This window comes from bacterium, assembly GCA_040755755.1.
In the GTDB taxonomy this organism is placed as follows: Bacteria; SZUA-182; SZUA-182; order DTGQ01; family DTGQ01; genus DTGQ01.
Map to the genome: position 1 here is coordinate 25057 of JBFLZW010000036.1, position 12061 is coordinate 37117.

Sequence of the window (12061 nt, forward strand, 5' to 3'; positions counted from 1 at the left end):
CGCCGTCCCGACCGAAGCCACGGTCAGAAAGCTTGCTCTCAATCTCATTGCCTTTTTGTTCGCGTTCATTCTGTATTCCGCTCCATGAATCACCTGTTCGCGATGGTCTCGTATGTACAAGTGCCGTCCTGCCCAATCCACACGAGAACGCTTCCGTCCGTTCTGGTCGAGAACATCCGACGGTCATGCTGATTCTGGCCAAGGCTGAACTCACGCTGAGAGTATCTGGAATCAACCTGTGTCTGACCCGATTGCTCTCCTGGGCGAGCGGTTCTCTCGGAGACGATGTTGAAGTAACGTGTGGGACCCGCGTTATCAAACCACCCGGAACAGAATCCGTTCGGGTGCCCGTGGTGTGGTGCCACAAGGATATCCACTCCAGGCCTTATGGCATTCCCTGTGATGCTGGAGCGGAACCTGGAATTGATTGCCAGAAGCCACTTCATCCCCTCCGCAGTCATGTCGCCGGTCAGGGCAATTGTGCGGCCAGCGTATTTTATGACTGAGACGTAGGAGGAGTTGTTTACATAGTCGGTGTCCGTACTTGAAATGGCGGAAATCAGATCCAAGGGAAGCCAGTAGTATTGGAAAGACATGTCTCCGCCCAGGGCTGGCTGAGAAACCACTTGATGATAGTAATCCCAGGGCCAGAAGAAATTCCGCCTGTAAGATTCCAATGGTCTGTTCTCCCGGTTCGAACTCCCTACGCGTTGCCAGTCCAAATCAGGGCGGTGAATTATGATCGACGGTTTCAGAAGCGTTCGTAGGTTCTCAATGTCGCTAATGTGGTCGGAGTGGGGATGCGTAATCATGAAATAGGCCAAATCGGCGTTTGCCCAAGGAGTGAACGCGAGTCTTCCTTGCCCCAGCACAGAGTTTGTCTGGCAGTCGCGTAGTAAACGAACAGGGGAAAAGTCCTCAGAGCTACCGCAGTCCACCAAGATGAGATAGCGGTTGGGAGTGATAAAAGCGACACACAACCCTCTACCAACATTGAAGACGGCCATCTGAAGCGTCATCTTGCCCTCCCCCGCAGTCGTGGGTTGGGATGGTAATCGTTCATGGGTAGCCTGCTTTCAATCACTTTGCAGCCTTCCATCCCCATTTGCCATCATCGGTAATCCAAATGTGGATGTGGCCATGTGTTTTCGTAGAAACTAAACGCTTTTGCTGCGGGTTGTTTCCACAACAGAAGTTATTATCCGAGTATCTTGTATCGGCCTTCGTTTGCGACTCTTCTTCTCGCTCACTTTTCCGTCGTTCCGAGGCAATATTCATAATCCTGGTTGCACCAGCCACGTTGAACCACTCGGTGGCAAATCCAGAGGGATGGCCGTGGTGGGGTGAAAGATAGAAGTCCACGCCCGACTTTATTGCGGAGCATAGACCCTGGCTTTGGCCGAGCAGAGCGGCCATTCCTTCCGACTCAATATCCCCCGGCAAGGCAAAGCAGTAGTTCCTATACGTTATGACGTTCACATAGGAAGTGTTGTTGACGTAAGCACTATCTGTTGCGCTGATCTCGGAGGCCTTGGCCTCGCCGAGGCAATAGGAACTTATCGCAAAACCATCGCCCCAATCGGGCTTGTCTGTATCGTTGACCGTGGAGTTGTACTTCGGGGGCATGTAGTTTTCCATGTAATGCTTCATCGCAGCACTCTGATTACTGCCACCGCTAATGACCTTCTTCCGATCCAAGTCCTTTCGGCGAAGAATCATGTACGGTTTCAACCGGTTGGTTACGTTCTCGATGTCGGCGATGTGATCAACATGCGGATGGGTGATGATCAGCATCGTCAGTTGGAAGTTCCTGTGGCGAGTCCATTCTTGTGTCGCAAGCCATTCAATCGGTGAGAAATCATCGGAGCGCCCGCAGTCTATGACGCAAAGGTAGCCGTTCGGGGACCTAACAGCGACACACAAACCGCGACCGACATCAAATACCCAAAGGTCCATGCTCATGCGCCACCCCTTCCTCGAGTGGTCTGATCCGCTCTCTGGGGATTTGTGAGAAAAGACGTCCAAGCCGATTCGGCGTAGCGGATAGCGGCGATTCGAGTTGCCCCAGGCAGAACGAAGATGCGACCAACAATTGCTGCCAACCCCAGGCCAAGGCTCAATATGGTGAGGATGAGAAGGGTTTTGCCTCCGCGCGTATGCCAGAAAAGGCCGGTTACCCCGCCGGAGAGTAAGGAGTTCAATAACAAAAGCCACCAGCTTCCCAAGAGGTTTCGTAGGAAACCATATTCGGCGTTGTGCGCAGACCAAAGGCCGTTATGGTCGTGTTGCCGTATGTGCTGCCGAACGAGTCGAAACGCATCTTGGACTTGATGAAGATCATTGGTCCAACTGGCTTCAGTTGCCCCGTTAATCCCCAATGTGGTTGCGAGGCTACTTCGTAACCGTGACTTTGTCTCTGCAGAGAACGTGGAGTCGGCGTCACCAAGAACCGTTGCGGACGGCGGACCTCCCCATGAGGCCCATAATCCGTTTTCAATTCGCCGCCCAAGACCACGAACCACAAAAGAAAACGCATAGAGCAGAGCAAGGAAGATGAGAGCAGCCGCCGAAGTTGTCAGTAATGTCGACGCGAAGGCCTGTACAACCGCCACAACGACCAACACCCACGGTGACGCAATCACCAGGGCAGGCGCGAATCGAGCTCTCAATTCATAGGCGTCAACAGCTACCATTGGCTTTCTCTATTTCGTTTCGTCCTCATTCGTTCCTCATTGCCGCCTGATTCACCGCATCCGCCGGTATTTCATAGAACCTCGCAGCCACGATCTCCCTCTTGGCGTGGTCGAGCTTGGCAACGGGATTGTGGATGCGCACAAGTTCAGGCGAATCGCCCAGGGGTCCCCAGACCACATAGAGCCAGTAGGTCTCGGCCAGTTGCTGGGCCTTGTACCACTCGTTGGTGGTAAGCCTGATCGGCTGCCCCCGCAGGCGTCCTTTGACCTCGACTCTCTTGACGAAGACCTCGCCGGTGGCTTCATCGGCGATCTTGTGGGCGCGGATGTCGAACCCCAACTTCAGATGGCCGACTCGCTCGATTCGGTCTTGGGGGAAGCCCTCCGCGACCAGCGCTTCAATAACCTTGTCCTCCGCAGCGATCTCGCTCTGCCGGCGAATATTCGGATCGAGTTCGTCGGCCAGATCGGCGAGTTGGGCTTGGGTGTCGGCATCGGGAGCGAGGACAAAGGCCGTCCCCACATGCTTGACCGGCCCGGTTCTGGCAATCTCAAGCCGTTTTAAACCGTCGAGGCGTTCCTGGCGTGCGCGCTGAAGCTCATCTATATATTTCCTGGCCTCGTCTGCAGGTAGCTTGTACTCCGGTTTCGAGAAGACCTCCGCGGCAAGCAGCATGGCCCGCTCCTGGGCGCGGTCGATCCGGGCCTTGAACGACTTTTCCAGGTATTCCCGGCAAACCAGCGCGAAATGCTGCCGTTCGCTCTGACAACGGGCGCGGCACTCGAGCTGGTAGGTCGCTTTAAGAAAATCGGAGGCCCCTTGCGTGGGAGCCGGTTCGATCTTCTGCGGCGGATGCGGATGCGCCGCAAGGTTGAGGAGGATGTCGCTCGGGATGACCTCGTAATGCCCGCGCTCCTCCCGAACGGCCACAAGCTCGCCATAGAGCGGCACGTCGTTTCCCTTCGAATCCTTGCCACGAATCGATATCTCAAAAAGGTGGATACGATAGGGTTCTCTGCACAGAGGATCGACGAAGAAACCGGTCCCGCCGATCATCCCCGCCAGCCGCTCGTTGAGTTTCTCATCCACCGCCGCATAGAGCGGATGCCCCGGCCCCATCAGTACAGCGTCAACGTGAGCATCCTGTTCAAGGTGGTGTTTGTGGAAGGTGATCTTTCGGTAGGACGATTCGGCTTTCCCGACCTTCTGGACGGAGCGAAGACGTTCAGAGCGAAGATCTGCAAGGACATGCTCAACGCGCCACAACCCGTCGGCCCTCGGCTCGATCCGAAGGCCCACTTCCCGAGCAGCAGCGACGAACTGCGCTTCCACATATCGAGGCATGAGCCGACGCTCTTCGACCTCGAGGTTCCGGCGCTGGAATGCTGAAAAATCCACGTGGCTGCGCGCGAGGGCAATGCCCGTGGCTTCCTCGTATTCTTTGAGCTTGGCCGGATTGATGCGGTCAATCTGATCGAGGTACTCATCGAGCCGCCTGGGATCATAGGCCGCGTCACGGAGCATGTCCGGGAGGTTTACGTCGTTCAGCGACAGCACTTCGCCGATTACATCGAAAACACGGCCTTCGAGGGCCTCGTTCATCTGGTCCAGCTTTTCCAGAAGGCGGTGGAGAATCCGGCCTTCAACGATGGGCTGGCCGTCTTCGGAGTCCGTGGCCACGAAGTTGAAAGCGTAAACGTCCCGGTCCTGACCGATGCGATGAATACGGCCCAGGCGCTGTTCCAGCCGGGTCGGGTTCCAGGGCATGTCGTAATTGATCATTAGGTGGCAGAATTGGAGATTGATCCCTTCGCCGGCGGCCTCCGTTGCGATGCATACCTGCGCCCCGGTTCTGAAAACCTCCTGAGCTCGCTTACGTTCATGGGGGTTCATGCCGCCGTGGATTTCGCAGGTACTGAAACCCCATCGTTCAAGATGATCGCGCACGTAGCCGAGGGTATCCCGGTGTTCCGTGAAGATCAGGAGCTTTCCCCGGCCATCCTTCAGGTCCATGAACTGCGCCTCGCCGAGGCACTTCTTCAATGCGGCCAGTTTGGAATCGTTCGCGTTTTCACGAACCCTTCGCGCCTGCTCGACGAGTTCCTTGAGGGCGGAGATTTCCGCGCGCAACTGTTCAAGTTCCAGCGCGGCCGTGTACTCATCGACCAATTGATCACGTACCGCATCGTCGAGATCGTCTTCATCCTGCTCGGCATCCGGCAGGCGACCCTGCAAAGCGGCCAATCGCTTGGCGCGCTGGGCCGGAGTAAGCCCCTCAAGCTCCTCCAGGAGATCCTCCTGCTTTTTCAACCGCCGCTTGATCGACTCGTGAATGGCGCATGTGGAGCTCACCAACCTGCGTTGCAGGACAGTTCGGGTCAGCGCTGCGGAGGAACGTCTTTGCCCGGTCTGCTGCGGGATAAACTCGTTGATGTAAGCGGTAACGCTCTTGTAAAGGATGTACTCGTCGTTGTTCAGGCAGAAAGTGACGGTGTTGGTATGCCGGTCCGGGAAGAGCCGTTTTCCATTCGCGTCCTTAAGATCTTCTTTCAGCCTCCGGAGAGACCACGGCGAATCCTTACCGAGGCGGAAAACGTCTTTGCGGATTGCTGTGGCCTGTTTCCCGAGGCGGTGTGGTTCCGGAAACAGGTCCGGATCAATGAGCCGAAGGAAATGAGCGAACTTGTCTTCATCCCCATGGTGGGGCGTGGCAGTCAGGAGGAGGACGTGGTCCGCCTGAGATGTGAGACGCGACGCCAGATCATAGCGCTTCGTTGTCGCAACCTTGGATTCTCGATTCTGTCCGCCTGAGGCTGTCCTGGCCGAACACTTGTGGGCCTCGTCGATGATGACGAGGTCCCACCGCTGTTGCCAGACGCGCTCGCGCACGTCATCTTGCTTGGCGTAGTCAATGGAAGCGATGATCTGTGAAGACCTCTGCCATGGATTGGTCAATTGCTGTTGGTCGACAGCGGAAAAGATGATGTCGAAAGGCTCGCCGAACCAGCGGAGCATCTCGTCCTGCCACTGTATGGTGAGCGGGGCGGGGCACAGGATAAGAATGCGCTCAATCGCCTCGCGAAGTTTCAGCTCCTTTACCAGAAGCCCGGCCATGATCGTCTTGCCGGCTCCAGGATCATCCGCCAGCAGAAACCGCAACCTGGGCTGCGGAAGCATCGCTTGGTACACTGCTTCGATCTGATGTGGCAGGGTGCGGATGCCTGAAAGACTTACGGCAAACTGCTGGTCATGCGCGTAAGCCAGACGGACTCGGGCCGACTCGATCAGGAGTCGAAGCTTCTCGGCGTCCACAGGAGTTTCTACTTTGGCTTCGTCAGGCTCCTTTCCAAGGACAGCCACGACCTCTTCCGCGGAGATGACGGCCTCTTCCAATGAGCCGTCGGGAAGACGAACGCGACACTCATAGCCTGCCGAATCATCAGAACCGAGCGGTCGCGCATCTTCCAGGACCACGGGAACATCGAAATGTCCGGGAAGGGATATCCGCTGCCCTATCTGAGATGTGAGCAGACTGCTACTCATTCCCGCCCCTCTTCCGTGAACGTGTCTTTGCTGTTGAGCGATTCGTCTGGGTTTTCGAGGAGGGTCGGCTTTGGACGGAACTTGGAGTCTTCTCTCGCTCGTTGTCTTGGCGCACCCACTCGTCTATTTCGGATAGCTTGAAACGAAAGAGCCGTCCCACACGGTGAGCAGGGAGCCCCCGTTCATCGATCCATCTATAAACCGAGTCCTTGGCCACCCCAAGGTGGGCGGCCACATCGTCGACGCCAACCCAGCGTTCTTCAGCGGCCATTTCAATCCTCTCGTCAGGTGTCAGAATCACTGCCTATGTATGCCAACCAAACCAGACACAAGTATACGAAACATGTCCATTCCAGTCAAGGACAAACTGCTGGAATACCGGGAATCTGCTGCGTACATGGCTCCAGATGGCACCAGCTACCGGGGCTTCAGCGCCAGATTCCGCCGGTTAGCTCCTTGACGCTCCCGGTCCAGCGATCCCCCACCACATAGAGCCAGGCCGGGAGCACGGTTCCGTTTATCCAGACGGGTACCAGGACGCGGCGGTAGAGGCAGGGACCGCCGGGGTGAAACCCCTCCAGCCGGTCGATGGCCGGGAGGCGGATCACGGGATCGTCGAAGGCAAGAAGCTCCCCGTACATGGGGCCCCAGGCCGCGCCTGTGCCCTTCTTCGGGAGCCGGTCGGGGGTTGGCTCGGGATTGGACATGCGGGCCGTCACGTGCGCTTGTGTGGCCACGTCGGCGAGCGGGTTGGTGGTCCCGACGGCAAGGATGTCCTCCTCCGGGACCTCCAGGACCGGAATGCCGGAGGATGTCTCGAAGAGGCGGCCGCGGACCACGGCGTCCTCCACCGCCAGGACTCCCCGGCAGAAGCGGTCGTGGTTCCAGAAACCGCGCTTCAGGGTGCCGTAGACGAAGAGTCTCGGCATTCCGTTTGTGTTCGGCTTCAAGGGTTCTGTTGGGTTCATTGCCTGGTTCATGGGGTTCATTGGAGTGTCTGTCATGGCTCCGCGCCCTTTCTCTCCTGGGCGACGAACTCGAAGGGCTCCACCGAGTACGCGGCCAGGTCCTCGCGCCGGAACACCACCAGGCTCATGGGCGGGACCGCAATCTCACGCCAGCCTTTTTCCTCCGCCAGCACGACGTCGAGGTATGCCGGGTCCGAGGCGTAAAGGACGGCCTTGCGGCGGGGATGCCAGCGCAGTTCCAGCGGCCTGTTCCCCTTGAGTACGAAAATGGTGCCCGGATCGGTCCGGCAGGCGATGACGGCGGTGATCTGCCCACGGCAGCGCCGGAGGCAGGCTTTGAACCGCTCGATATCCATGGCCCCGTCCCGGGCTGCGTTCGCGGCCAGGCGGAACAGAATCTCGCTGTCCACCTCGGCGAAGCGCCGCAGCGATTCAGAGAGTGCCAATTTAGCAAAGGTCACCTTTTTTATTAGGACGCACCTAATCCTTTGGAATTTAGACTCAAGCCTCTTAAGTCTAAAGTGGTAGCTAACAGTTTGTCGAAGAGAAAAACTCAATAGTTGATATCAGCTCCGCTTATGACAGGGTTTGATGCTGATTTATAAGTTTGGTTTCCCACTTTAGTTATTAATGGCGTGAGTGTACCTCCTTTTTGCAGGGCAAGTGGGTTTTTATTAAATTCTGACACTGAGTACCTTGTTACTCATACCGCAACTGACTCTTATACTTGAGAAGTAATTCTAATACATGGATATTCAATATTATCAATGGGGGAGGTGATAATAACCATCACCCCACCCCCCTTGAAAACCCTGCCATTTTCTCCCACCCGGCCTTTTTTCTAAATTAACGGTGTAGTTATAATCCATTGATATATCTATTTTTAATAAGCTTCATTCCATCCCTTCGAACCATAGCTATAACCCAAAAAAGCACCATATTTTTCCCTTGACAAAAGCTTGTGAAAGGGGTATTTTGTGAGCAAGTGCAGCAAAGTGGGACAATGTGGGAAATGTTGGAGATGAAGAGAAGGTGTTCATCGGAAGGTACGAACACAGCCTTGACAGCAAGGGAAGAATAAGCGTTCCAGCCAAAATTCGTGACACTCTCCGGGAGGATTACAAGGACGAGCGGCTCATTCTGACCTGCTACGAACATTACCTGGTGGCATATCCTGTCCAGGAGTGGCTTCAGATCGGTCAGAAAATCCGTCAGGCCCCGAACATGGAGCAGGGGGTAAGTGACTTTATGCGGATTCTCTTCTCCAATGCTTCCGAAGTGAGCTTTGACCGTCAGGGAAGGATCCTGATCCCACCTCAGATGCGGGCAAAAGCGGCTATCGATAAAGATGTGGTCATGGTCGGGGTGATGAACAAAATTGAAATCTGGGCTCAAGACAAGTGGCTTGAGTATGAGAACACGGTTCAACTGGATCGGGCACGGTTGGCCAGCTTCGGTATTTAAAAAACAAATGTACATTCACCAGCCCGTGTTGTTAAAGGAAGTTCTCGATTTTCTTCAGTGTGCTGACGGGATGGTTTACGTCGATGGCACAACAGGTGAAGGAGGGCACGCAGAGCAGATTCTGGAGAGAAGTTCTCCCACCGGCAGGTTGATCGGGATCGATCTTGATGAGCATATCCTGCGCAAGGCAGCCGAGCGGCTTGAGAGATTTGGCTCAAGGGTCCGGCTTATCCGGAATAATTTCAAAAATATCAGAGACATCCTGAACGGCCTTGGAGTTTCTCGGGTTGACGGAATTCTCCTCGATCTTGGATTTTCCAGTTTCCATCTGGAAAGCCGGGATCGGGGCTTCAGTTTTCAACAAGATGCACCCCTGGACATGCGCCTTGACCAGAGCAATCCCCTGACCGCAGCGGCGATTGTCAACCGGTCTGGCGAAGCGGAGCTGGCCGATATCATCCGGCAGTACGGCGAAGAGAGGTGGAGCCGGAGAATCGCCCGGGCGATCGTACTGTATCGGCAAAAAGCTCCCATTTCCACGACCGGGCAACTGGCGGAAATTGTAAGATCAGCCATTCCAGCACGGTTTCGCTCCGGGAAAATAGATGCTGCTACCAGAACCTTTCAGGCGCTGCGTATTGCGGTCAACCAGGAGCTTGAGAGACTGGATCAGGCTATCAGGGATGCTGTTGATTTTCTCAGGCCGGGAGCACGGATATGTGTCATATCTTTCCATTCGCTGGAGGACCGGATTGTCAAGAGGAGCTTTCGAAGTCTTGCCCGCAGCCAGGAGCCTCCATCCCTGGACAGGATAGGTGGATTGCCGCTGAGTCCGGTGTCCCCGGTGGGGCCGGTGCTCAGGGTATTGACTCAAAAGCCCATTGTACCCACGGAAGAAGAGATCCGGGCCAATATACGAGCGCGAAGCGCAAAACTCAGAGTGGCTGAAAAATGGTAGCCGGTAAGGGATTGCAGAACCAGACTCCCCATCGGGAATTATCGCCCCATGCTCTGCGCAGGCTTGCGGGAAATGTTGTCGTGATTATCCTCATGGTTCTTGTGGGTTTGTTTCTTGTCTGGCGGCCGATTCAGGCGGCGCGGATAGTCAGGGATATTGAGCGGTTAAATGGACTGAAGGCTGAACTGATTGAAATAAATGCCCGCTTGAAACTGGAGAGGGCGACCCTGACCCGTCTCGACCGGGTGGAAGAGCTGGCCAGAAGGGAATATGGGTTTATCGATCCGAATAAGAGTCAGATTTTTGATGTTTTCATAAAGGATTCCACATCCTGACCTCCCCTTGCCATCCTCTCTCCCCCCAGGGGAGAAGGTTAGGGTTGGGGGATTTGCTTTCGCTGTTATTGCTCATACATTTGACGGCACCGCAGGTAAAATTCCCCTCCAGGAATTCCTCAGAGTGCAATTCAGGAGTCAGGAGTCATAAGTTAAAAGTCAGCAGGCAGGAAGCCGGGAGAAGAGAGTATTTATTCTGAATTCTGACTCCTGAATTCTGACTCCTGTTTATTGAGTTGGAGCACATAAAGAAGATGGCCGCACAGAGAAAAAGGGTGAAAAAACCGTCCAAGCCCCCTAACACCAGAGGGCGGATTATGGTTCTTCAGGCTGCCCTTATGCTGATCATGGTCCTTTTGGCTGTCCGGCTCTACCAGCTTCAGATTACTCAACACGATTTTTATGCCCGGAAAGTCCTGCCGAGAGGAAAACATGAACCTGCTCGGTCCGCAAGCTCTCGCCGGGGCGGGATCTACGACCGGCAGGGCCGTGAATTGGCCGTGAGTATCAGGCTGAGCTCAGTTTACGGCATCCCTGGACAACTGCGGGCAGAAGAGCGGGAAAACATCCGCAGGGTCTGCAATATCCTGCAGGTCGAGCCGGGCTCTTTGGAGCATAAACTGGAGTCCCGGCAGCATTTTATCTGGCTCAAGAGAAAGATTACCCCTCAGGTGGCTGATCGGCTGGAAGAGCTGAATCTTGCCGGGATCGGCTTCCGGGAGGAAAATCAGCGGTATTATCCGGCCAGGGAGCTTGCCGCCCAGGTACTTGGATTTACCGGGATGGATAATCATGGGCTTGAAGGAGCTGAGCTTTACTACGATCAGGCGCTTTCCGAAGCCGGGCTGAATGAGGGTGGTGCACTTGCCGCGATATCCGCTCCGGGAGCGGATATCGGGAATCTGCCCAAACCCGCTGGAGCATGCAACATCCTTTTAACCATCGACAAGGTTATTCAGTATCAGACGGAAAAAGAGCTGATTGCGGCCTGCACAGCCGCACAGGCAAAGGCCGGTACAGCCATTGTCATGGAAGTGAAAAGCGGCCATGTACTGGCCATGGCCAACTGGCCGCAGTTCAATCCCAACAGCTTTTCAAAATACCCCGTCAGGTTCCGGCGAAACCGCTGTCTTACCGATGCCTTTGAGCCGGGATCGATTTTTAAGATTTTTCTGGCGGCTGCCGCTCTGGAGACCGGAAGGGTTGGCCCGAATACTGTCATCTTTTGTGAAAACGGGGTCTTTCATATTGGTCGCCGGATGATCCGCGACACCCATAAGCACGGGATGCTGACCTTTAGTGAGGTGATCAAGATGTCCAGCAACATCGGCTCGGCCAAGGTCGGCCTGTCACTGGACAGGGAGAAGTTCTATACCACCTTGAAAGAGCTTGGATTCGGCTCTGAAACCGGCATCCGGCTGCCGGGAGAGGCCAGGGGAATTGTTCCTCCGCTCAGAAAATGGACAGACCTGACAACAGCCAATATTTCCTTTGGACATGGCATCCTGGTCACACCATTGCAGATCATCACCGCTGTCTCCTGCCTGGCCAATGAAGGCTGGTGGAGAGAGCCGGCGATTGTGCAGGGCCTGATGAACGAAGAGGGAGAAGTGTTCGATGTTCCTGACCCCGGTCCGGTCCGCAGAGTGGTTTCCCGGAACACGTGCCGGACTCTGATCGGAATGCTCGAAGGGGTAGTCAGGGATGGAACCGGCACGGCTGCTGATATTCCGGGCTACCGGGTAGCGGGAAAAACGGGGACGGCCCAGAAGGTTGACCCAGTGACCCGGCGTTATTCCCAGGAGCTTTTTAATTCTTCCTTTGTCGGCTTCTTTCCGGCCAATGCACCGCAGATAGCCATTCTGGTGACCATTGACGAGCCGATGGGGGAACACCTGGCCGGGATCGTGGCAGCGCCGGTATTTCGCAGAATCGCAAAGAGCGTCATCAGCTATTTGAATATTCCTCCGGTTCAGGAAAGAGGGACTCCTGCAGCGGATTCGCTGTTGCGTCTGGCTGACGGGGCGGCAGGATCATCGCAGAGGGGTGGTGCCGGTATCAATGGCGGTACCGGGACTATGGAAAAGGGGAGATGAGGT

Annotated in this window: 11 protein-coding genes; 4 read left to right on the forward strand and 7 right to left on the reverse strand. The window is 55.5% G+C overall.

Features of this window, described 5'->3' with window-relative positions:
- Positions 1-89 precede the first annotated feature (89 nt).
- The 7 genes from AB1611_12490 to AB1611_12520 all read right to left on the reverse strand — a co-directional run bounded on the left by AB1611_12490 (position 90) and on the right by AB1611_12520 (position 7651).
- Entirely contained in the window at positions 90-1019 is a 930-nt protein-coding gene (locus AB1611_12490) for an MBL fold metallo-hydrolase (protein MEW6380408.1), read from the reverse strand.
- Positions 1020-1080: 61 nt separating this feature from the next.
- Positions 1081-1962, reverse strand: a complete 882-nt coding sequence (locus tag AB1611_12495; GenBank protein ID MEW6380409.1) for an MBL fold metallo-hydrolase — start codon at positions 1960-1962, stop codon at positions 1081-1083.
- On the reverse strand, positions 1959-2693 hold the full coding sequence (locus AB1611_12500) for a hypothetical protein (protein ID MEW6380410.1): 735 nt from the start codon (positions 2691-2693) through the stop codon (positions 1959-1961). Before AB1611_12500 ends, AB1611_12495 begins: the two co-directional genes overlap by 4 nt.
- 25 nt (positions 2694-2718) lie before the next feature.
- On the reverse strand, positions 2719-6237 hold the full coding sequence (locus AB1611_12505) for a helicase-related protein (GenBank protein MEW6380411.1): 3519 nt from the start codon (positions 6235-6237) through the stop codon (positions 2719-2721).
- Positions 6230-6508, reverse strand: a complete 279-nt coding sequence (locus AB1611_12510; GenBank protein MEW6380412.1) for a helix-turn-helix domain-containing protein — start codon at positions 6506-6508, stop codon at positions 6230-6232. Before AB1611_12510 ends, AB1611_12505 begins: the two co-directional genes overlap by 8 nt.
- 157 nt (positions 6509-6665) lie before the next feature.
- Positions 6666-7226 (reverse strand): gamma-glutamylcyclotransferase family protein, encoded by a 561-nt coding sequence (locus tag AB1611_12515; GenBank protein ID MEW6380413.1) that lies wholly within the window; start codon positions 7224-7226, stop codon positions 6666-6668.
- Positions 7227-7237: 11 nt separating this feature from the next.
- Entirely contained in the window at positions 7238-7651 is a 414-nt protein-coding gene (locus AB1611_12520) for a hypothetical protein (GenBank protein ID MEW6380414.1), read from the reverse strand.
- Between the two features lie 586 nt (positions 7652-8237).
- On the opposite strand from AB1611_12520, the gene mraZ reads away from it, so the two are divergent.
- The 4 genes from mraZ (at position 8238) to AB1611_12540 (ending at position 12058) form a co-directional block, all read left to right on the forward strand.
- Complete coding sequence (mraZ, locus tag AB1611_12525) at positions 8238-8669, forward strand: division/cell wall cluster transcriptional repressor MraZ (GenBank protein MEW6380415.1); 432 nt, start codon at positions 8238-8240, stop codon at positions 8667-8669.
- A 7-nt stretch (positions 8670-8676) separates the two neighbouring features.
- Entirely contained in the window at positions 8677-9627 is a 951-nt protein-coding gene (rsmH, locus tag AB1611_12530; GenBank protein ID MEW6380416.1) for a 16S rRNA (cytosine(1402)-N(4))-methyltransferase RsmH, read from the forward strand.
- Positions 9621-9962 (forward strand): septum formation initiator family protein, encoded by a 342-nt coding sequence (locus tag AB1611_12535; protein ID MEW6380417.1) that lies wholly within the window; start codon positions 9621-9623, stop codon positions 9960-9962. The genes rsmH and AB1611_12535 overlap by 7 nt, the downstream gene beginning before the upstream one ends.
- Positions 9963-10216: 254 nt before the next feature.
- Positions 10217-12058, forward strand: coding sequence for a penicillin-binding protein 2 (locus tag AB1611_12540; GenBank protein MEW6380418.1), 1842 nt, complete (start codon positions 10217-10219; stop codon positions 12056-12058).
- The last annotated feature ends 3 nt before the right edge of the window (positions 12059-12061 follow it).

Bases quoted from the DNA above. Each gene is read 5' to 3' on its own strand.
- rsmH (MEW6380416.1), top strand. From the start codon at position 8,677: ATGTACATTCACCAGCCCGTGTTGTTAAAGGAAGTTCTCGATTTTCTT.
- AB1611_12535 (MEW6380417.1), top strand. From the start codon at position 9,621: ATGGTAGCCGGTAAGGGATTGCAGAACCAGACTCCCCATCGGGAATTA.
- AB1611_12490 (MEW6380408.1), bottom strand. From the start codon at position 1,019: ATGACGCTTCAGATGGCCGTCTTCAATGTTGGTAGAGGGTTGTGTGTC.
- AB1611_12500 (MEW6380410.1), bottom strand. From the start codon at position 2,693: ATGGTAGCTGTTGACGCCTATGAATTGAGAGCTCGATTCGCGCCTGCC.
- AB1611_12510 (MEW6380412.1), bottom strand. From the start codon at position 6,508: ATGGCCGCTGAAGAACGCTGGGTTGGCGTCGACGATGTGGCCGCCCAC.
- AB1611_12495 (MEW6380409.1), bottom strand. From the start codon at position 1,962: ATGAGCATGGACCTTTGGGTATTTGATGTCGGTCGCGGTTTGTGTGTC.
- AB1611_12540 (MEW6380418.1), top strand. From the start codon at position 10,217: ATGGCCGCACAGAGAAAAAGGGTGAAAAAACCGTCCAAGCCCCCTAAC.
- AB1611_12505 (MEW6380411.1), bottom strand. From the start codon at position 6,237: ATGAGTAGCAGTCTGCTCACATCTCAGATAGGGCAGCGGATATCCCTT.
- AB1611_12515 (MEW6380413.1), bottom strand. From the start codon at position 7,226: ATGAACCCCATGAACCAGGCAATGAACCCAACAGAACCCTTGAAGCCG.